Origin of the sequence: Xanthomonas pisi DSM 18956 (genome assembly GCF_001010415.1) — a bacterium.
GTDB classification, from domain to species: domain Bacteria; phylum Pseudomonadota; class Gammaproteobacteria; order Xanthomonadales; family Xanthomonadaceae; genus Xanthomonas; species Xanthomonas pisi.
Genome location: NZ_JPLE01000041.1, coordinates 56326 through 80722, shown reverse-complemented (window position 1 = coordinate 80722; position 24397 = coordinate 56326). Strand labels below are relative to the sequence as shown.

At 66.6% G+C, this 24397-nt stretch carries 21 protein-coding genes; 6 read left to right on the top strand and 15 right to left on the bottom strand.

All coding sequences use genetic code 11. The annotated features are described in order from the left end of the window. Positions 1-87: 87 nt before the first annotated feature. Positions 88-678, bottom strand: a complete 591-nt coding sequence (locus tag Y887_RS10615) for a DUF3106 domain-containing protein (RefSeq protein WP_046964299.1) — start codon at positions 676-678, stop codon at positions 88-90. Further along, positions 665-1696 (bottom strand): hypothetical protein, encoded by a 1032-nt coding sequence (locus Y887_RS10610; protein WP_046964298.1) that lies wholly within the window; start codon positions 1694-1696, stop codon positions 665-667. The genes Y887_RS10615 and Y887_RS10610 overlap by 14 nt, the downstream gene beginning before the upstream one ends. A 459-nt stretch (positions 1697-2155) precedes the next feature. Here Y887_RS10610 and Y887_RS10605 point away from each other — a divergent pair, with 459 nt between their 5' ends. After that, a complete protein-coding gene (locus tag Y887_RS10605; RefSeq protein ID WP_046964297.1) occupies positions 2156-4378 on the top strand; it encodes a primosomal protein N' in 2223 nt (740 codons plus the stop codon). A gap of 242 nt (positions 4379-4620) precedes the next feature. On the opposite strand, the gene Y887_RS10600 is transcribed toward Y887_RS10605, so the two are convergent. The 3 genes from Y887_RS10600 to Y887_RS10590 are packed head-to-tail and all read right to left on the bottom strand — an operon-like array spanning position 4621 to position 6640. Next, positions 4621-5271 (bottom strand): glutathione S-transferase family protein, encoded by a 651-nt coding sequence (locus Y887_RS10600; RefSeq protein WP_046964332.1) that lies wholly within the window; start codon positions 5269-5271, stop codon positions 4621-4623. Positions 5272-5273: 2 nt separating this feature from the next. Then, positions 5274-6101, bottom strand: a complete 828-nt coding sequence (locus tag Y887_RS10595; protein WP_046964296.1) for an NYN domain-containing protein — start codon at positions 6099-6101, stop codon at positions 5274-5276. Further along, positions 6098-6640 carry a hypothetical protein gene (locus Y887_RS10590; RefSeq protein WP_046964295.1) on the bottom strand — a complete coding sequence of 181 codons (543 nt, stop codon included), beginning with the start codon at positions 6638-6640 and terminating at the stop codon, positions 6098-6100. The genes Y887_RS10595 and Y887_RS10590 overlap by 4 nt, the downstream gene beginning before the upstream one ends. 118 nt (positions 6641-6758) lie before the next feature. Here Y887_RS10590 and Y887_RS10585 point away from each other — a divergent pair, with 118 nt between their 5' ends. Both Y887_RS10585 and Y887_RS10580 read left to right on the top strand, forming a co-directional pair. Continuing rightward, complete coding sequence (locus Y887_RS10585) at positions 6759-8051, top strand: NAD(P)/FAD-dependent oxidoreductase (RefSeq protein ID WP_046964294.1); 1293 nt, start codon at positions 6759-6761, stop codon at positions 8049-8051. 52 nt (positions 8052-8103) lie between these two features. Continuing rightward, positions 8104-8718 (top strand): trimeric intracellular cation channel family protein, encoded by a 615-nt coding sequence (locus Y887_RS10580; RefSeq protein ID WP_046964293.1) that lies wholly within the window; start codon positions 8104-8106, stop codon positions 8716-8718. A gap of 145 nt (positions 8719-8863) precedes the next feature. Here Y887_RS10580 and rpoH read toward each other — a convergent pair whose 3' ends face one another. From rpoH to rhlB, 6 genes are all read right to left on the bottom strand, one after another. Beyond that, complete coding sequence (rpoH, locus tag Y887_RS10575; protein WP_046964292.1) at positions 8864-9739, bottom strand: RNA polymerase sigma factor RpoH; 876 nt, start codon at positions 9737-9739, stop codon at positions 8864-8866. A 199-nt stretch (positions 9740-9938) separates the two neighbouring features. Next, complete coding sequence (ung, locus tag Y887_RS10570) at positions 9939-10664, bottom strand: uracil-DNA glycosylase (protein WP_046964291.1); 726 nt, start codon at positions 10662-10664, stop codon at positions 9939-9941. Beyond that, a complete protein-coding gene (locus Y887_RS10565) occupies positions 10661-11503 on the bottom strand; it encodes a response regulator (protein WP_046964290.1) in 843 nt (280 codons plus the stop codon). Before Y887_RS10565 ends, ung begins: the two co-directional genes overlap by 4 nt. Before the next feature lie 8 nt (positions 11504-11511). Next, positions 11512-12462, bottom strand: a complete 951-nt coding sequence (ftsX, locus tag Y887_RS10560) for a permease-like cell division protein FtsX (protein ID WP_046964289.1) — start codon at positions 12460-12462, stop codon at positions 11512-11514. Continuing rightward, positions 12459-13145, bottom strand: a complete 687-nt coding sequence (ftsE, locus tag Y887_RS10555; RefSeq protein ID WP_046964288.1) for a cell division ATP-binding protein FtsE — start codon at positions 13143-13145, stop codon at positions 12459-12461. Before ftsE ends, ftsX begins: the two co-directional genes overlap by 4 nt. A gap of 75 nt (positions 13146-13220) precedes the next feature. After that, positions 13221-14936 carry an ATP-dependent RNA helicase RhlB gene (gene rhlB, locus Y887_RS10550; RefSeq protein ID WP_046964287.1) on the bottom strand — a complete coding sequence of 572 codons (1716 nt, stop codon included), beginning with the start codon at positions 14934-14936 and terminating at the stop codon, positions 13221-13223. Positions 14937-15133: 197 nt separating this feature from the next. Here rhlB and trxA point away from each other — a divergent pair, with 197 nt between their 5' ends. Together trxA and rho are read left to right on the top strand one after the other, a co-directional pair. After that, complete coding sequence (gene trxA, locus Y887_RS10545) at positions 15134-15475, top strand: thioredoxin TrxA (RefSeq protein ID WP_046964286.1); 342 nt, start codon at positions 15134-15136, stop codon at positions 15473-15475. 217 nt (positions 15476-15692) lie between these two features. Further along, positions 15693-17558: a transcription termination factor Rho gene (rho, locus tag Y887_RS10540; RefSeq protein WP_046964285.1), complete on the top strand. Its 1866-nt coding sequence runs from the start codon at positions 15693-15695 to the stop codon at positions 17556-17558. A 242-nt stretch (positions 17559-17800) separates the two neighbouring features. Here the strand turns inward: rho and Y887_RS10535 are convergent, their stop codons facing one another. Genes Y887_RS10535 through Y887_RS10525 form a run of 3 tightly spaced genes read right to left on the bottom strand, consistent with a single transcriptional unit; the run spans position 17801 to position 21430 of the window. Further along, on the bottom strand, positions 17801-18673 hold the full coding sequence (locus Y887_RS10535; protein ID WP_046964284.1) for an energy transducer TonB: 873 nt from the start codon (positions 18671-18673) through the stop codon (positions 17801-17803). 58 nt (positions 18674-18731) lie between these two features. Further along, entirely contained in the window at positions 18732-20471 is a 1740-nt protein-coding gene (gene aceK, locus Y887_RS10530; protein WP_046964283.1) for a bifunctional isocitrate dehydrogenase kinase/phosphatase, read from the bottom strand. Then, positions 20468-21430: a LysR substrate-binding domain-containing protein gene (locus Y887_RS10525; RefSeq protein ID WP_046964282.1), complete on the bottom strand. Its 963-nt coding sequence runs from the start codon at positions 21428-21430 to the stop codon at positions 20468-20470. The genes aceK and Y887_RS10525 overlap by 4 nt, the downstream gene beginning before the upstream one ends. Positions 21431-21532: 102 nt before the next feature. On the opposite strand from Y887_RS10525, the gene Y887_RS10520 reads away from it, so the two are divergent. Next, positions 21533-21778, top strand: a complete 246-nt coding sequence (locus Y887_RS10520) for a hypothetical protein (RefSeq protein ID WP_046964281.1) — start codon at positions 21533-21535, stop codon at positions 21776-21778. Positions 21779-21856: 78 nt separating this feature from the next. Here the strand turns inward: Y887_RS10520 and Y887_RS10515 are convergent, their stop codons facing one another. After that, on the bottom strand, positions 21857-24088 hold the full coding sequence (locus Y887_RS10515; protein ID WP_046964280.1) for an NADP-dependent isocitrate dehydrogenase: 2232 nt from the start codon (positions 24086-24088) through the stop codon (positions 21857-21859). Between the last annotated feature and the right edge of the window lie 309 nt (positions 24089-24397).

Below are 24397 nucleotides of genomic sequence, written 5' to 3'. Positions count from 1 at the left end.
GCAGCAGCGCGCGATGCGCGACGGATGGCGGCGCCGATCGCACGCTGCACATCGCAGGCCACCTGCCAGGCTGACCTGCGGCGGCGATCAGCGTGCCAGTTGCCGCTTCAGCCAGGCGCTGCGGGTGGCCGGGGCTTCGGCCAGCAAGGCGTCGCGCAATCCATCGCGGTCCTGCGGCGGGGTGCGTTGAGCGAGCACCGCCAGCTGCTCCAGCTGGCCGGCATCCAGGCTGCGCAACACGGCGAGCAGGCGCTCGCGCTGGTCGACCGGCACATAGCCGATCAGCGGCTGCAGCTGCGGGTAGAACGCGCCCACTTGCGACCCCAGGCGCCAGCCATCGCGGTGCAGGCGATCCATTGCGGTGAACTGGGTGCGCAAGGCGCGTTGCTGGTCGTCGGGCAGGCTGTGCAGCCGTTCGCGCGCCTGCCGCAACACCACGCGGTCGGTGGCGGTCAGGTCCTTCCACGCGGCATAGCGAGCGCGCAGGTCGGCCTGCTGTACCGGCGTCAGCGCCGCCCAGCGCGCGCGTTGCTGTGCAGCGCTCGGCGCTGCCGACGCGGCAACAGCACTGACGGGTTCGTTACGATCGCTTTCGTCCAGCGCCGCCGGCAAGGCCTGCGCGCCGGCGATACCGGTAAGGGCGAGCATCAGCAGGCCAAACCACTTAATTGTCGTCATCGACCGTCTCCAGGGGGGCGGAGGGCAGCTCGGCCGCAGTGGCATGCGCGCCGGACTCGTCCGCCGGCACCGGGTGGCCGGCGGCGTACCATGCGTAAAAGTCCGCTGCGCGCGCCAGTTCCAGATCCGGGTCAGCCAGCATCGCCTGGTCGCGCGGATCCATGGCCGGGGCTGCCGGAGCCTTCTGCAGGTCGGATGCCGGCAGTTCTTCCACCAGCACTGGCGCCGCATCGGTGACGTGCAGGACGCCGGCCGGCGCTTGCGAGACCGGCTCGGGCGGCAAGGTGGGCCGTCGGTGCGTCCACCACCAGGCCAGGACCGTCAACAGCAAGGCCAGCGCGAGCACCGCCAGGGCAATGCCGGCGTGGCGGCGATCCAGCTGTGGCCAGTGCCACTGCCGCTTGGGGCGGGCGCGTACCGGGGGGGCACGGCGTGGCGCGGGCGGCACTTGTGCCGGGATCGCAGGCTGCAGCGCAACGCCGGCCAGCGACGCGTCACGTAACTGGCCAAGCCGGGTCAGCTGGGACGGGGTGAGATCGCGCAGCTCCGTTTGCGCCGCTTCGGCCAGTACCCGCCAGGCCTGTGCATCGGGATGGCCGACGGCATCGCGCGGACAGGCACGCGCAAGCGACTGCCGATAGTCCGCCACCGCGATGCCCTGCACTTCGCTGGCGACCTCTTCTTCCAGCCCGGCCACGATCCGCAGCAGCAGCGCCAGCCGGTCGGGGGTCTGCATCCGCCCCAACACGGTGAACGGCGGCAGCCAGGTGCCGGGCATCGGCTCGCGGCGCAGTGGCGGCGCGGCTGCCAGCAGGCTCCAGAAGCGCATTGGCCAGCCGGCCATCGGCCGTCCCGCAGCCTGGCTGCTGAAGGCGCGCAGCGCAGCGGCCAAGGCCCGCTCGGCGGCCGCCACATCGCCGCATTGCAACTGCGCCAACACCAGGCCCCGGCGTTCCACACCCCGCAGGAAGGCTGACAACGCGGCGGGGGTGACGGGGGCGTCGGGGACTACGGTCATGTGAACTCCAGCATCGGCCGGCATGATACCGACGCAGGTCCGCCGCGCCGACCGCTTGACAGATCGCACGACCCGCGCTTCGGTCACGAGCGCTGCCGACGGACGTTGTGCACAGCGGCAGACATACCGATACGCCAGCGTCTGTCAACTGTTGTTTTTTCTTTGTTGCAATCGTGTTTCACGCCTAAGTGATTGATCTAAATTGATTTTCAATGGATGGCGAAAAAATGTCCAAGAGGTTGCCAAGGCAAGTGAATCCGCCTTCACCGCGTGGAGCACGCGACTAATTCACAGGCTTATCCACAGGCAGTGTGGATAAACCCGTTTCCTCAGGCCTCACATAGGTTTACGTCGTATTTATCACTTGGGTCACAGAAAGGCCCCGCAACTGATCACACCGCCTTCACCACCGAAATTGCGCAGGTCGGGGTCACTGGACAGTGTCGGTAGACTGGGCGGATGCCTGCCACCGTCCCAACCTTGCGCGTCGCCTTGCCGGTGCCGCTGCCCCAACTGTTCGACTATCTGCCCCCTGCCGACGCCCCGCTGACCGAGCCGGCGCGGGTCGGCTGCCGCGTGCGGGTGCCGTTCGGCTCGCGTGAGCTGGTCGGGGTGGTGGTGGAGCTGGGCCAGCAGCCGTCGGCCGATGGACTACGCCCGGCACTGGCCTGGTGCGACGAGACGCCGCTGCTGGTGGATGAACTGGCGCGCTCGCTGCACTGGCTGGCCCGTTATACCCATGCCCCTCTGGGCGAGGCCCAGGCCAGCGCGCTGCCCGGGCCGCTGCGCCGCGGCGAACCGCTGGCCGACACCCACGCCTGGGCCTGGCAACTGACCGAGGCCGGGCGCACCGGCGCTGCCGGCCTGCGCGCAGGCAGCCGGCCCGCCTTGCTGGCGGCCCTGTTGCTGACCGGTGCGGTGGGCGAGGAACAGCTGGACCCGCTGCTGCCGCAGTGGCGCGACGCCGCACGCAGCCTGGCCAAGCGCGGCCACGCCGAGCGCGTGGCGGTGCCGGCCGATGCCATCGCGCCGCGCCCCGGCACCGGCCCGGCACTCAACGAAGAACAACGCGCTGCGGCCGCCGCGATCCGCGCGCACACCGGCTTTGCCACCTACCTGCTGGACGGCGTCACCGGCAGCGGCAAGACCGAGGTCTACCTGCAGGCGATCGCCGACTGCCTGGCCGCCGGCAAGCAGGCACTGGTGCTGGTGCCGGAAATCGGCCTCACTCCGCAGACGCTCGGCCGCTTCCGCGCACGCCTGGGGGTGCCGGTGCATGCGCTGCATTCGGGCCTGTCCGATGGCGAGCGCGCCCGCGTCTGGGCGGCCGCCTGGCGTGGCGAGGCCAAGCTGATCGTAGGCACGCGCTCGGCGGTGTTCACCCCGCTGCCCAACGCCGGGCTGATCGTGATCGACGAGGAACACGACGGCAGCTACAAGCAACAGGACGGCATCCGCTACCACGCCCGCGATTTCGCCCTGGTGCGCGGCAAGGCGCTGGATGTGCCGGTGATCCTGGGCAGCGCCACGCCGTCGCTGGAAAGCCTGCACAACGCCTACTCCGGCCGCTATCAGCACCTGCGGCTGTCGCAGCGCGCCGGCGAGGCGCGCCCGCCGCGGGTGCGCGTGCTGGACGTGCGCAAGCGCCCGCTCAAGGACGGCCTGTCGCCCGAGGTGCTGGCCGGCATCGGCGCCACCCTGGCGCGCGGCGAGCAGGTGCTGGTGTTCAAGAACCGCCGCGGCTATGCCCCGGTGCTGCTGTGCCACGACTGCGGCTGGACGGCCGCCTGCCAGCGTTGCAGCACGCCGCTGCACCAGACCCCGATGACCGTGCACGCCGGCGGCCGGCGCCTGCAGTGCCACCACTGCGGCGCGCGCCAGCAGGCGCCGCTGGCCTGCCCGGCCTGCGCCAGCCTGGCCTTGCAGCCGCAGGGCATCGGCACCGAGCGGCTGGAAGAACGACTGACCGAGGCGTTTCCCGACTTCCCGGTGGTGCGCATCGACCGCAGCACCACCCAACGCCGCGACGCCCTGGAAACCCAGCTGACCCGGCTGGGAACCGAGGCCGGCATCCTGGTCGGCACCCAGATCCTGGCCAAGGGCCACGACCTGCCGCGGCTGACCATGGTGGTGGTGGTCGGCATCGATGAAGGCCTGTTCTCTGCCGACTTCCGCGCCGCCGAAAAACTTTCCCAGCAGCTGATCCAGGTGGCAGGACGCGCCGGGCGCGCCGATCGGCCCGGCGAGGTCTGGCTGCAGACCCACCACCCCGAACATCCCCTGCTGCAGACCCTGGTCAACGGCGGCTACCACGCCTTTGCCGATGCCGAACTGCAGCAGCGCGAAGCGGCAGGATTTCCCCCGTTTGCGCATCTGGCGCTGTTCCGCGCCGAAGCCAAGGATGTCGCGGCGGCCAACCAGTTCCTGATGGCGGTGCGCGGCCTGGCCACCGCAGACACCAGCGCGCAATCGCCCGCGTTTGCGGACGTGGAGTGCTACGGCCCGATGCCCGCACCGATGCCGCGCCGCGCCGGTTTCCAGCGCACCCAGTTGTTGCTGTCTGCGCAGCAGCGCTCGGCGCTGCATCGTCTGCTCGATGCGCAGCTGCCGTCTGTCTATGCGCTACCGCAGGCGCGTCGCGTGCGCTGGTCGCTGGATGTGGACCCGATCGATCTGTATTAGTGCAGGGCGTATCGCACACGGAGCTGCAGCCAGACCCACCGTGTACCCAGCTTGCGTAGGAGCGCACCTGGGCGCGATGTGGCGTTACCGGGAATGCCCTCGCGCCCGGGTGCGCTCCTACAACACCGCGGGCTACTTGGCTGCGTGAGGTAAAAGGCCCATGTCCTTGCAGCAACGCGACGGGTCGACAGCGCGTGCGGTGGCTGCCATGAACCACGCTGGCCTGAGCGGAAACGCGACACTCAGGTCAGCGCGGTCATCACGCCACGCTGGTAGGCAGGCCGCGTGCGCAGACGCTGATACCACGCCTGCAGATGCGGCAGCTCGGGCCGCACGATCGGCATTTCGAACCAGGCGTAGATGAAGCTGCCCAGCGGAATATCCCCCATCGCGAAGCGCTCGCCGGACAGATACGGCTGCTGCGCCAACGCCGCATCGGCGCGTGCCAGCAGCTCGCCCGATTGCGCCAGTGCCGCGGCGATGCGTGCAGGATCGCGCTCGGCCTCGGGGGTGCGCAGCACGCCCCAGAACAGATCGCGAAACACCCTGGCAAAGGTCGAGGTGGTCCAGTCCATCCAGCGGTCGCCCAATGCGCGCTCGGCCGGCGACGATGGATACAACGCCGGCGCGTACTGCGCGGCGAGATAACGCACGATCGCATTGGATTCCCACACCACCAACGCACCATCCTGCAACGTCGGCACCACACCGTTGGGGTTCAGCGCGCGATAGGCGGGCGTGTCGTTGCCGCCGAAGGCACCGCCCACTTCGATCGACGTATACGCCACGCCGGCTTCTTCTGCGCACCACAGCACCTTGCGCACATTGCTGGAATTGCGACGCCCCCACACGGTGATCGTCGGCTGTGCGGGTGCCATCGCATCCTGGGTCATGGTCATTTTCCTGGCGCAGGCTTGGCTGTTGCGCGGGCTGCGCGCTTGGGGCTGGCTTGCGGTTCCGGGGCAACCGCAGGCGCCGTGGTTTTCGCACGGTTGCCGCTGCCCTTGGGCGTGTCGCGCACCCACAGCGCCTGTTCGTCGAGCTTGAGCTCGAACAGGCCGATTGCGCGCACCAGATCGCTGAGTTTTCGATAGCCGTAATTGCGCGGATCGAACGAGGCCTGGTTGGCCACCTGCTTGCCTACCGCGCTCAGCAACGCCCAGCCGTCGTCCTCGCATGCGCTGACGATGGCGTTGCGCAGCATCTGCACCAGGCGCGTATCGCTGCGCAACGCGGTGGCATCCTTGCGCCCGGCGGCGGTGTCGCGGGCTGCCGCGGCCTGCTCGCCCAGCGCTTCCACGTAGGTGAATTTGGAGCACGCATTGACGAACGGCGCCGGGGTTTTCTTCTCGCCAAAACCATAGACCTTCATGCCATCGGTGAGCAGGCGCATCACCAGCGGAGTGAAATCCGCATCGCTGGAGACGATCGCAAAGCCATCCAGGTTGCGCGCATACAACAGGTCCATCGCATCGATCACCATCGCCATGTCCGAGGCGTTCTTGCCGGAGCTGTAGGCGAATTGCTGGATCGGCCGAATCGCATAATCGTGCAACGCCGCTTCCCAGCCTTTCAGGTGCGGGCTCTTCCAGTTGCCGTAGGCGCGGCGCACGTTGGCCACGCCGTAGCGTGCCACTTCTGCCAGCACCACGTCGATCTTGCCAGCCGGCGCATTGTCGGCATCGATCAGCAAGGCAATGCGTTTGTCGGGATTGTCGGTCATGCGCGTTCCTCCAACGACGTGGCTGCGTCGGTTTCTGTTTCTGTTTCTAGTTCAGTCTCGCTCTCGAAGTCGCCAGCGTCCGCATCCGCAGCCGGCAGCGTGAAGTGCCGGCCATCGCGCAGGATGAGTTCTCCGTCGCTCAGAATCTCCTGCTCGGAGCCGGCACTGACCCAGGTGGCTTGCACGCGACCGGCGCCGCGATCGCCTTCCACATTGAACACAAACTCCTCGTCTCCCTGCGCCAGGCCGGTGCGATACAGATCGACCCGCATCGTGCGGATCTGGCCGATATGTTCCTGCACCACCGCATCCGCTTGCAGCGCAGTGCGCGCCTGATCGGCGAACAGCGACCAACCGGTGCTGATCAGCCACATGCTCGCTGCGAGCACCACCAGCCCGAACAGCGTTGCGCAGGCCAGCACGCCGATCAGCCCGATCGCCACACCGCTGAGCTTTTTCTTGGCCGCAGGCGCAGCCGGCGCTGCACCGGGCATGGCGGGGGACGACAACGGCGGCAAGGGAGGTGGCAATGAGGACATGCGATGGCCGTCAGGATTGAATGCGACATGATGCCGCAGCCATGCGCCGTCGACGCGTCATGTTCATTGGGGATTTGGCATTCTGTCGAGCCCGCGTTGCCTCCCATCGGACCCTACGATGCCCCCATCTCCCTCCCCCGCTCCCTTGCACCTGGTCGTGGTCGGCGGCGGTTTCGCCGGCTTGTGGGCGACCCGCGCGCTCGACGACCCCGGCATCCGCATCACCCTGATCGACCGGCAGAACCATCACCTGTTCCAGCCGTTGCTGTACCAGGTAGCCACCGCCGGGCTATCGGCACCGGATATCGCCGCACCGCTGCGCCACATCCTGCGCGAGCAGCGCAATGTCGAAGTGCTGCTTGGCGATGTGGCCGAAATCGTTCCAACCCGTCGTCAAGTGCTGCTCGCCGATGGCAAGACGCTCGGCTACGACATGCTGCTGCTGGCCACCGGCGCCACCCATGCCTACTTCGGCAACGACCAGTGGGCCGAACATGCGCCCGGCCTGAAAACCCTCTACGACGCGCTGGTCCTGCGCCGCAAGCTGCTGCTGGCCTTCGAGCGCGCCGAGGCCGAATCCGACCCGGCTGCGCGCGCGGCCTGGCTGAGCTTTGCGGTGGTCGGCGGCGGCCCCACCGGGGTCGAGCTCGCCGGCACCCTGGCCGAGATCGCCCGCCACACGCTCAAGAACGAATTCCGTCATATCGACCCGCGCCAGGCGCGCGTGCGCCTGGTCGAAGCCGGCCCGCGCGTGCTGCCGTCGTTCCCGGACGATCTCACCGACAAGGCGCGCAAGCAGCTGGAGCGGCTGGGCGTGGAAGTGCACACCGGCACGCCGGTGACGCATATCGACGCACTGGGCTACCAGCTTGGCGACACCTTCGTGCCGGCGCGCACCGTGGTATGGGCCGCAGGCGTGGCGGCCTCACCGCTGGCGCGCACGCTGGGCGTGCCGCTGGATCGCGCCGGCCGCGTGCTGGTGGAGCCGGACCTGAGCGTGCCCGGCCACCCGGAGATCTTCGTCGGCGGCGATCTGGCGTCGGTGCAGCAGGACGGTCGCCCGGTGCCTGGCGTGGCGCCGGCGGCCAAGCAGATGGGCAAGCACATCGCCAAGGCGATCCGCGCACGTCAGCGCGGTCAGGCTGCGGCCGCGTTCCGCTATCAGGACTTCGGCAACCTGGCGACCATCGGCCGCATGGCCGCCATCGTGCACGTGGGCAAGCTCAAGCTGTCCGGTATCGTGGCATGGTGGTTCTGGCTGGCCGCGCACGTCTACTTCCTGATCGGCTTCCGCAACCGCTTCGTGGTGCTGGTGAACTGGGCGATGGCGTACTGGAGCTACCAGCGCGCCGCACGCATCATCTTCGGCGGCGCAACCGACGACCCGCCGCCAACCAGCAAGGACGGATGACAGCGCCACCGGCCGTGCGCGATGCTGTGCGGCCCGATTCGACGGTCTATGCGTGGCAACTGTCCTGTTCCTGCTGGATCTGCTCGGCACCTTCGTGTTCGCCCTGAGCGGCGCGACCGTGGCGGTACGCAACCGCCTGGACCTGTTTGGCGTGCTGGTGCTGTCGTGCGCGGCCGCGGTCTCCGGCGGCATCGTGCGCGATGTGTTAATCGGGGCCACCCCGCCGGCAGCACTGGTCCACCCACAGTATCTGCTCACCGCCTGCCTGGCCGGCGTCGCCGGTTTCTACTGGCACTCCGCGGTGGAACGCCTGCGCAACCCGGTGCAGATCTTCGACGCGGCAGGCCTGGCATTGTTCGCGGTCTACGGCACCAGCAAGGCGCTGGACTACAACCTCAGCCCGCTGAGCGCCACCTTGCTGGGCATGCTCAGCGGCATCGGCGGCGGCATCGCGCGCGACCTGCTGGTCGCACGCACGCCGGTGGTGTTGCAGGCCGAGCTGTATGCGGTGGCCGCGCTTGCCGGCGGCGGCCTGGTGGCCATCGGCCATGTGCTCGGCCTGCCGCAAGCCTGGTCGCTGGCAACCGGCGCCGGTGTGTGTTTCGGCCTGCGTTTCATGGCGATCCGCTACGGCTGGCATCTGCCGGTGGCGCGTCTGCCCGAATAGCCGTCGTCGGCCAAGGCGACGATGCCGGCCGCATGCTCCGGACAGTTGGTCAGCGTCTTGAAGGACCTGAAACCTGCACACCTGCAACGCAAACGGCCCGGAGAACCGGGCCGTTTTTGCAACGTGTCACGCTTAGTGCAACCGATCAGGCGACGAACAGTGCCTTCATCTTCTTCAGCGCGTTCGCCTCGATCTGGCGGATACGCTCGGCCGACACGCCGTATTCGTCGGCCAGCTCCTGCAGCGTCACCTTGGACTCCGAATCCAGCCAACGCCGTTTGACGATGTCGCGCGAGCGCGCATCCAGACCGGCCATCCCTTCGCGCAGCAGCTGCAGCTGGTTGTCTTCGCTGTCGTGCCGCTCGTAGGCCTGCGACGGATCTTCCTCGTTGGCCACCAGGTAGCTGACCGGCGACGGCGGACCATGATCGTCGTCTTCGTCCGACGACGCGTCGAAGCCGATATCGCGACCGGACAGACGCGACTCCATCTCCATCACTTCACGCTCGGAGACGTTCAGGTCCTTGGCGACCGCGGTCACCTCGGACGCATTGAGCCAGCCCAGACGGGTCTTGGACTTGCGCAGGTTGAAGAACAGCTTGCGCTGCGCCTTGGTCGTGGCGACCTTGACGATGCGCCAGTTCTTCAGGATGAACTCGTGCATTTCGGCACGGATCCAGTGCACTGCGAAGCTGACCAGGCGCACACCCATTTCCGGGTCGAAGCGCTTGACCGCCTTCATCAGGCCGATATTGCCTTCCTGGATCAGGTCGCCCAGCGGCAGGCCGTAGCCGTTGTAGCCGCGGGCCACATGCACCACGAAGCGCAGGTGGGAATGGACCAATTCGCGCGCTGCGTCCAGGTCCAGCTCGTCGCGGAAGCGGCGGGCCAGATCCTGTTCCTCATCGACCGACAGCACCGGGATCTGGTGCACGGCACCGATGTAGGCGTCCAGCGAACCGAGCGCACTGGGAATCGGGAGATTGTTTGCCACAAGGGCAGTCGAGGTAGTCTGGTTCATAGGCACCATCTTAGCAGTCGAACTATTGGACTGCCGGGTACAGAAAAAGTTCCCAGCGTTCCATTTATAGGACGTTCGGGCTTCCAGCCTTGTCGGCGTTCCACCGTACAGCTCCCCGAATTCAGCCGCTACGTTAGCACCGCGCCCCCGCTCAGACCGTGACAAACCTGCGGCGAACTGCGCCTGTCCCCGCGCTTGTTCAGCCGGCGGCCGACGTTGTGTCCAATGCGTTGCGCGGCGGCAACGACCAATCGACCGGCTGGAGACCGCGGCGTTGCAGATGCTCGTTGGTCTTGGAGAAGTGCTTGCAGCCCAGAAAGCCGCGATGCGCCGACAACGGTGAAGGATGCGGCGCCTTGAACACGCGATGGCGGGCCTGGTCGATGACCTTGCCCTTGGACTGCGCGTAGCTGCCCCAGAGCAGGAACACCAGGCCCTCGCGCTCGCGGTTGAGCGTCTCGACCACGTGGTCGGTAAAGCCTTCCCAACCCTTGTTCTGGTGCGCGCCGGCACGCCCCTGCTCCACCGTCAGCACCGCATTGAGCAGCAGCACGCCCTGGCGCGCCCACGGCATCAGGTAGCCATGGTCAGGGCGCGGGATGCCCAGATCGTCCTGGATCTCTTTGTAGATGTTGAGCAGCGATGGCGGCACCGGCACGCCCGGCAGGACCGAAAAGCACAGCCCGTGCGCCTGACCTTCGCCGTGGTACGGGTCCTGGCCCAGGATCACCACCTTGACCTGCTCGAACGGCGTGGCGTCGAACGCGGCGAAGATCTGCGGACCGGGCGGGAACACCCGTGCGCCGGCCGCCTTGCGCTGGCGCAGGAAGGCAGACAGCTCCTGCATCTCCTGGCGCAGCAACCACTCGCCCACCTTTGCCTTCCACGACGGTTCCAGCTGGATACGCCCTTCCACTTCGGTCATAGGGTGATGGCCTGATCTTCCAGGCGTGCCAGACGCAACTGAAACAGCACCTTGGTCACCAGCAGGCGCTCTTCGATGGGTTTTTGCACCAGGTCGTTGGCGCCGGCGCGCAGCAGTTCGGACTGGTTGCGCGGATTGGTGTCGCCGGTCATCACCAGCACCGGCAGGCGGCGCTTGCCGTAGGCGAAATCGATGCGGATGCGCTCGACCACGTCGCGGCCGTTGAGCTCGCCTTTCAAGGTGACGTCGGTCAGCACCACGTCGATGCGACGCTCGGTGCGGCCCAGCGATTCGGCGGTGAGCAGCGCAAAGGCATCTTCGGCGGTGAGCACGTGCACCACCTTCAGGCTCTGGCGCTCGAGCATGCGCTTGGTCGCCTCGGCCACCACGCGGCTGTCTTCGATGTAGAGCACGGTCGCGCCCACCACCGGCTCGGGCTGCACATAGCCGCGGATGAAGGTCGCCAGGGCTTCGTGGCCCAGTGCCTTGTCGAAATAATCGGTGACGTACTCGGTGAAACGGCGCTCGACCAGATGCTGCTGCGCGTCGCCAGACACCACGATCACCGGCACATAGGCCTGGCCGGCCGCTTCGCGCACGCTGCGCGCCAGGGTCAGGCCATCGCCATCGGGCAGGGACAGCGAAGTGGTCACAAGATCCACCGCGCCGGCCTCCAGCGCTTCGCGCGCTTCGGCGATGCTGGCGCAGCCGATCACCTGCACATTGGGCAGGTCGCGCTTGAGCACGTCGGCAATGAGCTTGCGTACCAGCTTCGAACCATCGACGACCATCACGCGCGGTGCGTCGCTGATCAGGTGTTTGAGATCTGGTGGATGCATGGCAGGCCTCAGGTCTCGGTGGGACGGGTCTGACGGAGGAAATGGCCGGTCACCAGCCAGGCGCCCAGCCAACCCAGCACCAGGGTGCCGACCAGCACCATTGCAGAATGCAGCAGATCCAGCCCGTGCAGGGTAAAGGAACTGCCGTAGCTATCGGCCAATGTGGCCAAGGGCGCGCGCAATGCCAAGCCCGAGGCGGCGATCAGGGCGAGCGCCATGGCGCCGGCGCCCAGCCCGTACCACGCACCCAGATACAGGAACGGGCGACGGATGAAGCCGTCGCTGGCGCCGAGCAATTGCAGCACGCCGATCTCTTCCCGCCGCGACTGGATATCCAGCCGCACCGTGTTGCCGACCACCAGCACCGCACCGATGCCGAGCAGCGCCGAAAGCACCTGCACCAGGCGTTCGCCGAATTGCAGCCAGCCATCCAGGCGCTTGCGCCATAACGCATCGTGCTGCACCTGGTCGCTCTGCGGCAGGGCCTGCAATGCGCCGGCCAGTTGCGCGTCGTCGGCCGCATCGGTGGGGGTGACGATCAACAGGGTCGGCAGCGGGTTCTCGCCCAGGGCATCGGCGGCTTCATCGAGTTTTGCGCTTTCGCGCAGCGCAGCCAGCCCCTGCTCGGGCGTGCGCAGGGTTACCTGTGCCACGTCGGGGCGCGCACGCAACTGGCCGGCGAGCGCCTGCGCGGCGTCGGCGGCGACATCGACCTTGAGGAACAGATTGATTTCGCGCGACTGCTGCACGCTGCCGGCCAGCAGCTTGACGTTGTCCAGCGCGATCGACAGCCCCAGTGGCAGCGCCAGCGCCAGCGCCATCACCACGATGGTCAGCAGCGTTGCCCACGGCTTGCGCATCGCGCGGCCCAGGCTGAAGGCGATGCTGTGCAGGTGGTGGTCGACCCACACGCCAACGCGCGACGGCGCCACGGCTTCGGTATTGGCGAGCTTGCTCATTCGGCCAGATCCTGCGGCGAGATGTCGTCGACCAGGCGGCCGTGATCCAGGATCAGCACACGCTTGCGCATCTGCTTGAGCAAGGCGAGGTCGTGGCTGACCACCAGCACGCTGGTACCGCGCGCGGGCAGCTCGGCAAACAACTGCATGATTTCGGCGGCCAGTGCCGGGTCGAGATTGCCGGTGGGCTCATCAGCCACCAGCAGACGCGGCTCGCCGACGATGGCGCGCGCAATGCCGACGCGTTGCTGCTCGCCCGCCGACAGCTGTGACGGCAGGGCTTTTTCGCGGTGGGCCAGGCCGATCCGCTCCAGCGCCGAGCGCACGCGCTTGCCGATCTCGGCGCGACGGGTGCCGCGCAGGATCAACGGCAACGCCACGTTCTCGGCGATGCTGCGGTCGTTGAGCAAGCGATGGTCCTGATAGACCGCACCCACCTGGCGACGATGCAGCGGAATCTGCCGGCCACGCACCTTGAGCAGGTTGCGCTCGCCCAGCACCACAGCGCCCTGGCTGGGGCGTTCGCTGAGATGGATCAATTTGAGCAACGTACTTTTGCCGGCGCCGGAATGGCCGGTCACGAACAGCATCTCGCCATCGGCCACTTCGAAGCTGACATCGGTCAGCGCCTGGTGGCCCCCGGCGTAGTGCTTGCTGACGTTGTCGAAACGCAGAACGGTCATCCAGCGATTATGCCGGAGCGCCAGCGCTTGCGTCGCATCGCCGAAGACCGGCGATGCGATTGATGCCGCCAGCGGTCAGTTGCCCGAGACCAGCGAACGCAGACGGCGGCCGATCCGGCTCAGCAACGACGGGCTGCCGCCCGGCTTGGCGGCGGCACGCACCGGCTTGGCGACCACCTGGGTCGGCTTGCGCGGCGCGGCAGGTGCGGGCACCGGCGTGGACGCGACCGGCTCGGCGCCGTCGACCGGACGGCCGTTGCGACGGCGGCGGCGCTTGCGCGGTGTGCGCTCGCCATCGGCGACGCTCGTCGATGGCGCCTGTTCCGCTGCCGCCGCCACTGCGGGCACGGCAGCGGCGGCCGGCGCTGCGGCCGTCTCGCCTTCCACACGCGGCTTGCGACGCGGACGCGGCTTGCCGTCGGCACTGCCGCCGTCGCGACGACCGCCGCCACTGCCGCTGCGCGATGCGCCGCCCGGACCGCTGCGACCACCACCACGGCGCTGCTCTTCGGCCGCACGCTGCTCGCGCGCTTCGCGGAAGATCGTGCCCACGCTGTCGCCAGCGTCGTCGTCGGCCTCTTCGCCTTCCACGAGCGTCCGCGGCGTGCGCGGCAGCGGGGTCAGCAGTTCGGTGGTCACCGGCTCGACCGGGATCTTCTGCTCGATGTAGGCCTCGATGTCCGGCAGGCTCATCGCGTAGCGCTCGCAGGCGAAGCTGATCGCATCGCCCTCTTCGCCCAGGCGCGCGGTGCGGCCGATGCGGTGCACGTAATCTTCGGCGTCGAACGGCAGGTCGTAGTTGTAGACGTACTTGACCCCGTCGATATGCAGGCCGCGCGCGGCCACATCGGTGGCGACCAGGATTTCGAGCTGGCCCTTCTGGAAGCGGTTGAGCAGCGACTCGCGCTTTTTCTGCGGCACGTCGCCGGACAGCACACCGACCCGGTAACCGTGGCGCTCCAGGGTGCGCGCCACGCGCTCGACGAACGCCTTGGTGTTGACGAACACCATGGTGCGCGCGCCTTCGCTGCGCGACAGCAGGCCCAGCAGCAGCGTCTGCTTCTCTTCATCGGACGGGAAGTAGATGCGCTGGCGCACGCGCGCGGCGGTGATGGTCTCGGTTTCGACCACCAGCTTTTCCGGCTCGTTCATATGCTCGTAGGCGAGCTCCAGCACGCGGTGGCTCAGCGTGGCCGAGAACAGCAGCGTCTGGCGGGTGCCGCGCTCGGGCATGCGCCGCAGCAGGAAGCGGATGTCCTTGATGAAGCCCAGGTCGAACATGCGATCGGCTTCGTCCAGCACGCAGATCTCGCAGGCATGCAGCGAGACCACCTTGTGCTGCTTGACGTAGTCGATCAGCCGCCCGGGGGTGGCAATGATCACGTCCACGCCCTGCTGCAGCAGCTCGCGCTGCTTGTCGTAGTCCACCCCGCCATAGACCAGCGCAAAGCGCAGGCCCAGGTCGGCGCCGAACTTGACCGCGTCCTTGTGGATCTGGATCGCCAGCTCGCGGGTGGGCGCCAGGATCAGCGCGCGCGGATCCTCCGGCTTGCGGTCGGCCAGGGCCGGGCGGATCAGCAGGCGGTTCATCACCGCCACCAGGAACGCCAGCGTCTTGCCGGTGCCGGTCTGGGCCTGGCCGGCGACATCGCCGCCCGGCAACGCGACCGGCAGGGTCAGCGCCTGGATCGGGGTACAGCGGGTAAACCCGGCGCTCTCCAGCCCGGCAACCAACGCCGGATGCAGGTCGAACGAGGAAAAAGTCAAATCGGTCAGCGGTTTGTCGCTCATTATTCCGTCTTCGTGAGGCGCCCTGGGCAGCCCGGGCGCGGCTTGCATCGATGCCGACAGCGTCGCAAACTGCGGCTCTTGTGGCGGACAGCGCGGCTTCAGGACTGACACTTGATTCAGTCGCGCAATGCCCCAGTTTAACGCAATGTGGCGGCCTGCCCGATCGGGTGGGCCGTTTGGTTTCCAGGAGACCCAACGTGAGCGACAAGGTTCAACATGTCGGCGATGCCGACTTCGATACCGCAGTACTGCAATCCGGCGAACCGGTTCTGGTGGATTTCTGGGCAGAGTGGTGTGGCCCGTGCAAGATGATCGCACCGGTGCTGGACGATCTGGCCGATACATACCAGGGCAGGCTCAAGGTTGCCAAGGTCAATGTGGACCAGAACCGCGCCCTGGCCATCAAGTACCACGTGCGCTCGATCCCGATGCTGTTGCTGTTCAAGGACGGGCAGGTGCAGGCGAGCCAGATCGGGGCGGTCGGCAAGGGCCAGCTGACCCAGATGATCGACAAGACCCTGGGCGGCGCCGCTGCCTGAGTGAATGGGCGTCCAGCGATGGGCGCCCGGCGGTTCGCCGGCAGTTAAACCCTGCCATGGCCGACGCTTGCGCGGTTGCGCGCTGCGGTGATAGTGTCAGTTGGTCCGGCACACGTTCGTGCGCCGCCGTACCCCTCTAGAAACCTCTTCTAGACTCCCATCTACCAATAGTTCGCCCCCCAGCCGGGCGCTCGCACCTTAGCGAGGAATCACGCACTTGTCCGATCATCCTTCCTCCGATACCGGGAGCAGCGTCGACGCTCCCGTCGAGAAGCGCGCGCGCAAGCCGCGCGTGAGCAAGACCGCCGTCGCCCATGACGATGCCGGCGCCCAGCAGCCCAACCTGCCCTTGCCCGCCAGCCCCGCACCCGACGCTCCACGCGCCCCGCAGGCACCGTCGCACGCTGCCGACTCGGCACCGGCGCAGACGTCCGGCGATGGCCCAGGCGCAGGCAACGCCTCTGGCTCCAGCCAGGGCGGCGACAGTCACGGCGAGCCCCGCGAAGGCGGCCAGTCGCAGCAGCAGCGCTTCAATCAGGCGCAGCAACAGCAGAACCAGAATCAGGCGCAAAGCCAAAGCCAGGGCCAGGGACAAAACCAGGGCCAGGGCCAGCAGCAGGGCCAGGGCCAGAACGCCGGCCAGAACCAGCAAGGCCAGGGGCAGAACCAGCAGGGCAATCGCCGCGACCGGTTCCGCAACCGCCGCGACCGCGGTCCGCGCGATCGGTTCGGTAACGAAGGCGGCGGCATGCCGTCCTCCGATGGCAGCAACGAGCCGTTTATCGCGCGTCCGCATCCGGCCGTGCCGGAAGGCTTCCCGGTCTACTCGCTGAGCGATCTCAAGCGGATGCCCGCGCAGAAGCTGCTGGACATCGCCGATCAGCTCAACATCCAGGAAGGCGTGGCGCGCGCACGCAAGCAGGACGTGATCTTCGCCCTGCTCAAGGTGCTGACCCGTCACGGCGAAGGCGTTGCCGCCGACGGCGTGCTGGAAATCCTGCCCGACGGCTTCGGTTTCCTGCGTGCGGCCGAAGCCAGCTACCTGGCCGGCCCGGACGATACCTATATCTCGCCCAGCCAGATCCGCCGCTTCAACCTGCGCACCGGCGACCATTTGTCCGGCCGCATCCGCTTCCCCAAGGACGGCGAACGCTATTTCGCGCTGTCGATCGTGGACACCATCAACGGTGAGCCGCTGGAAGCCAGCAAGAACAAGGTGCTGTTCGAGAACCTGACCCCGCTGTTCCCGCGGCGCCGGTTCCGTCTGGAACGTGGCGATGGGTCCACCGAGGACATCACCGGCCGCATCCTGGATCTGATGGCGCCGCAGGGCAAGGGTCAGCGCGCGCTGATCGTCTCCCCGCCCAAGGCCGGTAAGACGATGATGATGCAGCAGGTGGCCACGGCCATCACCACCAATCATCCCGAAGTGCACATGATCGTGCTGCTGATCGACGAGCGCCCGGAAGAAGTGACCGAAATGCAGCGCACCGTGCGCGGCGAGGTCATCTCCTCCACCTTCGACGAGCCGGCCGCGCGCCACGTGCAGGTCGCCGAGATGGTGATCGAACGGGCCAAGCGCCTGGTCGAGCACAAGAAGGACGTGGTGATCCTGCTCGACTCGATCACCCGCCTGGCACGCGCCTACAACAACGTGGTGCCCAGCTCCGGCAAGGTGCTCACCGGTGGTGTGGACGCCAACGCCCTGCACCGTCCGAAGCGCTTCTTCGGCGCGGCGCGTAACGTGGAGGAAGGCGGCTCGCTGACCATCATCGCCACCGCGCTGGTCGAGACCGGCAGCAAGATGGACGAGGTGATCTACGAAGAGTTCAAGGGCACCGGCAACAGCGAAGTGCACTTGAACCGTCGCATCACCGAAAAGCGCGTTTATCCTGCGATCGACATCAACCGCTCGGGCACGCGTCGCGAAGATCTGTTGATCGAGCCGGAGCTGCTGCAGAAGATCTGGATCCTGCGCAAGCTGCTGCACCCGATGGACGAAATCGCAGCGATGGAATTCCTGCTGGACAAGATGAAGACCACCAAGTCCAACGACGAGTTCTTCAGTTCGATGAAGCGCTGAGGTCGGTTTACGTCAGCACCACAAAAAAGCCCCGCATTGCGGGGCTCTTTTGTGGGCCGCATGTGCGTCGGGCCAAGCGCCTGGTTCTTCGTGCGTGATCGCGCTGGTGTGATCGTTACGATCGACGGCCCTGTGGCTGCTCCTCGTGCAGGTGGCCGTCGAATGGTTCACATCCCGGCAAAACGGATCCGCGACACCGGCTACAGCGATCCGACTTCGCCAGGAGAACTCACGACGGACCCTCAGCCTTCCTGCAGCGGCGTGATCAGGCGCACGCCTTCGCCGCGTACGGAAAACAATCCCGAGCCTGGCAGTGCGTCCGGGCTGTCGGTCGCTGCAGTCGTCTCGTCCTGCGCTCGCCACGACGCGCCCTGGCGCGGACCCGGTAGATACGACTGCCATTTTTTCTGCTTGGCATCCAGGTCCTTCTCGGACGCGGCGATGTCGAATGTCACCGGCACGCGCATCTCCCAGAACGGCGCATTGCGCTCGGGCCCGGCCATGGGCGGGATAAACGTCCAGCTGCGCGCCTTGGCCATCGAGGCATCGGCAAATTCCTTGCGCCAGCGTGCACGCTTGGACTCGGGAACCAGTGCGGTGAGGTTGACCTGTTCGGCAACCACATCCTCCACCTTGCCGTCGCGTCCGATCTTGAGCAACAGGTAGACCACGCCGGTCGCCCCGCCCCTGAAGGCATTGACCGGATAGGGCGGCGGCGCCATGTCCTTGGCCTGTGCGCCATCCCCTTGCTCGGCCTGACCGCCGAAATGCGCGCTACGGATCGATACCTGGTACCGATTGTCGTCGGCGGGCTTGGCGACCAGCAGCAAGCTCATCGGCAGCTGCGCGGGCAAGGCATTGCCGTCGTCCTTGACCGGATCGAACCGCCACGCCGCCACCGAATGCTTGATCCGCTCGCGAACAGCGACAGGCAAACGCTCCTCGTCGGCAAGCGCCACCGCTGTCACGGTGCCGTCTGGCGTCAGCGTCAACGCGCCGGTGACATTCATGCTCGCCTCGATCTGCAGACGCGCAGCGTCCGGCTTGGCGTGCGCAACGCCCATCGCTGCCAGCGAGAAGAGGATGCCCAGAGCTCCACGTTGCTTCCACTGCATTGCCGTACTCCATCGGTTGTCGCACGTTTTACCAGCCTGCCGCTGCAAACGGAACGGTCTAGGCAAGCCGGCGCGATTCTGCGTAGGGCGGCGTGTCCGGATAATCGTCCTCGCGCAGCCTTGCCTGCAGGTCGCGCCACCACTGCGGGTCGAACAGTTCCGGATGGATGTGCTTGACCGCTTCCAGTTGCGAGGACGGCAGGCCCATGAACAGTGCGAAGCGCTCGGGGAAGACGTCGCGTGGGCCGACATGGAACCAGGGTTCGGCGGCCATCTGTTCTTCGTAGGTGGTGGGCGTGGGCCAGTCGCGAAAGGTGCATTCGGTGATCAGGCACAACTCGTCGTAGTCGTAGAACACCGCACGCTGATGCCGGGTGATCCCGAAGTTCTTCAGCAGCATGTCGCCGGGAAAGATGTTGTTGCGCGCCATGTCCTTGATCGCCTGGCCATAGTCCAGCGCGGCCGCATGCGCGGCCTCGGGCAGTTGTTCGCGCAGGTACAAGTTGAGCGGACGCAGGCGCCGTTGCACGTAGCACAGCGCGATCAAGACATCCTCGCCATCCTCGCTCAGGCTCATCGCGCAGCTGGTCTGCAGTTCCTGCAGCAGCGCCGGCGAAAAGCGCGATTTGGAAAAGCGCAGGAAACGATACGGCTGCGCGTCGAGCAACCGGCCGATGCGATCCAGCTGGAACACCAGTTCGTATTTGCCCTCCACCTGCGCGCGGCTCATGGTCTTGGGGTAGGCGAAACGGTCGCGAATGAGCTTGAACACCAGCGGATAGCTGGGCAGCGTAAACACCACCATGACCATGCCTGGCGTGCCATCGGCATGCACCAGCTGCTCGGACGGCTGCGCCTGGAAATGGCTGAAAAACGTGCGATAGCGTTCGGTCTTGCCCTGCTTGGCGCGGCCGAGCATGGTGTACAGCTCATCGACTGGCTTGTGGGTCAGCAGGCTGCGCAGGAATACCACCGCATCGCCCACCGTCGACAGGTCGGCTTGAAAATAACTGCGCGAATTGCTGAACAGTTGCGCGACATCGCTGCGCTTGGTCAACACCGCTTCGGCGCGCAAGCCGGTATCGTCGTTGATCAATGCGATGACGCACGGCGAAAACCGGTGCTCGCCGAACACGCGCCCGACCAGATAGGCGCGACGTTCGCGATAGAACACCGTCTCCAGCAATTCGACGCTGCGCACCGGGTGCTCGCCCCAATGCGCCAGGTCGTCGAGCAGACGTACCGCAATGGCCGCCGCGCAGCGGGTGCGGTGCGCATACGGCACCGCGAATGCGTAATCGCCCAGCACGCGCACCAGCATGTCGGTCAGCCGACCTGGCGACACGGCGTAGGTATGCCGCGCCACCGGCACGGTGATGGCGTCGGTGGGTTCGATATCCAGCGCGATGAACTCGATATCGGCATCCACGCCGTGGGTGCCGAAGTAACGCCGCGTCAGCGTGTTGTAGAAGGTCTTGTACAACTCCTGATCGATCAACCCGGCCAGCAACGCGGCGTAATGACTGCGTGCGCGCATCCACAGCGCGCGATCGTGCGCCTGCCCCAGCAGCACGGCACGCAGGCGCAGCATGCATTCGCTGATGTACTGATCGTAGAGCGCGATACGTGCGACGGCATCGTCGCGCGCGCCGCTCCAGTCGCGCATTTCGAAGCGTTGCTTGGCGCGCGCGGTGATCTCGGAAAACCGCGCGTGGTAATCCTCGAACGCTTCGTACACGGCTTGGGCGATCGCCAGCGCGCGGCGTTCGGATTGGGGCGGTAACGGCAGCTGGTTCATGGCGACAGTGTCCTTGCGCGCTTGCGGCGATACGTGGCGGGCGGCAGCACGGCAGACGGTGCGGCCATCGCCTGCCGGGCGTGCTCGGCATGTTCGCGCGCCTGTGCCTTGAGCCATTGGCGAAACGCAAGAAAACCGGTGTGCGTGGCCGAACGCTGCGGGTAGACCAGGTAATGCGACCAGGTGGTCTTGAGCCGTTGCGCCGACAGCGCCACCAGCTGGCCGGATGCCAGCAACAGGCGCGCGCGGGTCACCCGCCCCATCGCAACCCCGACGCCATCCAGCGCGGCACGGTGATGGGATTCGGATTCGTCGAGCACCGCGGCATACCGTCGCGGCGGCTCGCCCCCGAAGGTCGCGAACCAGCGCGGCCAGTCGCCATCCGGGTCACCCAGCAGCGGCCATCGCTGCAGCGGCTGCGCATCGATGCCGCCCATGCGTGCGATCAGCGCCGGGCTCGCCATCGGCACCAGCCATTCGTCGAACAACGGTTCGGCGATCACGCCCGGCCACTGTCCGGCACCGATGCGCATGGCCGCATCCACCTGCGGCTGGCGCTCGAAGTCCACCAATCGCTCGCTGGAAAACAGATTGATCTCGATGGTGGGATGGGCTGCCAGAAAATCGCTCAGGCGCGGCACCAGCCACGCCGAGGCCATCGACGGCGTAATGCTCAGGGTAAGCATGTCCTCGCGGCGTGCAGCGAACGGCTGGAATGCGTCTGCGATCGCATCCAGATGCGGGGCGATGCGCTCGAGCAATTGCTGCCCCCGCGGCGTGGCGCTGACGCCGCGCGCGTGCCGCTGCAGCAACCGATAGCCCAGGCGTTGTTCGAGTGCACGTACCTGGTGACTGAGTGCACTGACGGTCAGATGCATCGACGCGGCAGCGCGCGAAAGATTGCCCAGACGCACCGCACTGACGAAGCCCTGCAATGCGTGAAGCGGCGGACGCGACATGGCTCACCCTTGAATGGAATTCAACACAGACTTGCAAAAGCCTCGCTTTTGCATGGCCAAGCCTGCGCCTACTGTGGCTTCCACTCAAGTGGGAGCAGGATCATGCGCATCTTTACCGAGCTGCTGTTCCAGCACGGACACATTGCCGATGTGGCGCTTGCAAGGCAGTTGGCAGAACCCGAGATGGCGGCGGATGTGGCGACGGACGCCACACCCGAGCCGGCCGAAACTGCGCAAAGCGGGACGGAAGCGAGCAAGGCTGCACCTCGACGGCGCGCCGAGAAACGCATGGCGCGGCGTGCGCGCCACTTGGTGCAGGCGATGACCGCACTGTCGCCCTTTCGCTGAAACGACAAGGCCCGCCTGTTGGCGAGGCGGGCCCTGACGATCGTACCGACTGGACGCACCGGCACGCGGTGCGCGGGATCAGGCCTTCAGCGTGGCCAGCACGTCATTGAAGGTCTTGCTCGGGCGCATCGCCTCGCTGACCTTGGCCAGGTCCGGGTGGTAGTAGCCACCGATCTCCACCGGCTTGCCCTGCGCACCGTTGAGCTCGGCCACGATGGTGGCTTCGTTCTCGGTCAGCGCCTTGGCCAGCGGTGCGAACTTGGCCTGCAGGGCGGTGTCCTCGGTCTGCGCGGCCAGGGCCTGCGCCCAGTACATCGCCAGATAGAAATGGCTGCCGCGGTTGTCGAGTTCACCGACCTTGCGCGCCGGCGACTTGTTGTTGTCCAGGAACTGGCCATTGGCCACGTCCAGCGCCTTGGCCAGCACCGTGGCCGACGGGTTGTTGTAGCGGTTGCCCAGATGCTCCAGCGACGCGGCCAGTGCCAGGAATTCGCCGAGCGAATCCCAGCGCAGGCAGTTCTCTTCGACGAACTGCTGCACGTGCTTGGGCGCCGAGCCGCCGGCACCGGTTTCGAACAGGCCGCCGCCGGCCATCAGCGGCACGATGGAAAGCATCTTGGCGCTGGTGCCCAGCTCCATGATCGGGAACAGGTCGGTGAGGTAGTCGCGCAGTACGTTGCCGGTGACCGAGATGGTGTCCTGGCCCTTGCGGATGCGCTCCAGCGAGAAGGTGGTGGCCTCCACCGGCGGCAGGATGCGGATATCCAGACCGCCGGTGTCGTGATCCTTCAGGTATTTCTCGACCTTGGCGATCACCTGCGCGTCATGCGCGCGTGCCTTGTCCAGCCAGAACACGGCAGGGGTATCGCTCAGACGCGCGCGCTCGACCGCCAGCTTGACCCAGTCCTGGATCGGCGCGTCCTTGACCTGGCACATGCGCCACAGGTCGCCGGCTTCCACCGCGTGCTCGAACACCGTCTTGCCGTTGGCATCGGTGACCTTGACGGTACCGGCCGCCGACAGCTGGAAGGTCTTGTCGTGCGAGCCGTATTCTTCGGCCTTCTGCGCCATCAGGCCGACGTTGGGCACCGAGCCCATGGTGGCCGGGTCGAAGGCGCCATGCGTGCGGCAGTCGTCGATCACCGCTTGATAGACGCCGGCATAGCAACGGTCCGGAATCACTGCCTTGGTGTCCTGCAGCTTGCCGTCGGCATTCCACATCTGGCCGGAGTCGCGGATCATCGCCGGCATCGAGGCGTCGACGATCACGTCGCTGGGCACATGCAGGCTGGTGATGCCCTTGTCCGAATTGACCATCGCCAGGCCCGGACGCTGCGCGTACTCGGCCTGGATATCGGCCTTGATCTGCGCCTGCTGCGCTTCCGGCAACGAGCCGATGCGGGCGTAAAGGTCGCCGATCCCGTTATTCGGGTCAAAGCCCACCGACTTCAATGCCTCGGCGTGCTTGCTCAGCGTGTCCTTGTAGAACTCCCCGACCACCACACCGAACAGCACCGGGTCGGAGACCTTCATCATGGTGGCTTTCAGGTGCACCGAAAACAGCACGCCGTTGGCCTTGGCATCGGCGATTTGCGCGTCGATGAAGCTGGCCAGTGCGCGCTTGCTCAGCACGGCAGCGTCGACGATCTCGCCGGCCTTCACCGCGACCTTGTCCTTGAGCACGTTGCTACTGCCATCGGCACCGACGAATTCGATCTTCAGCGTACCGGCGTCGGCCAGCGTGGTGGACTGCTCGCTACCGAAGAAATCGCCGGCGTCCATGTGCGCCACGTGCGACTTGGAATCGCTGCTCCACTTGCCCATGCGATGCGGATGCTTGCGCGCGTAATTCTTCACCGACAGCGGCGCACGGCGATCGGAGTTGCCTTCGCGCAGCACCGGGTTGACCGCGCTGCCCTTGACCTTGTCGTAGCGCGCCTTGATGTCTTTTTCGGCGGCATCCTTGGGCTCGTCCGGATACGCCGGCAATGCATAGCCCTGTCCCTGCAGCTCCTTGATCGCGGCCTTGAGCTGCGGTACCGAGGCGCTGATGTTGGGCAGCTTGATGATGTTGGCTTCCGGCGTGGTGGCCAGCTCGCCCAGTTCGGCGAGGTCGTCGGCGATCTTCTGCTCCTCGCTCAGGCTTTCGGGAAACAGCGCAAGGATGCGACCGGCGAGCGAGATGTCGCGCGTTTCGACCACGATCCCGGCGGTATCGGTGTAGGCATCGATGATCGGCAGCAGCGACTGCGTGGCCAGGAAGGGAGCTTCGTCGGTGAGCGTGTAGAGGATCTTCGGTGTCTTCGACATGAGGTGCGATGGCTCTTGTGGTCGGGAGGAGCGCCGATGCCCAGCAACGTTGACGTTGGCGTGCGCGACGGGGGTCGCTGGCGGCACGCCGATTGGCCAGCGCGATGGACGCGGCATTGGATCAGCACGGCATTGTCGCGTCTGAGCCGCGCCCGGGTAAAGCGACCACAGGCGGACGCTTCATCCCGCCACACGGCCAATCGACATGGATGCAGCTGTAACGAATCCATTGCCGAATCGACGCACAGCAAAAAGGCGCAACCACGTGGTCGCGCCTTATCTGCAACGTGATGCAAGCAGACGTCACCA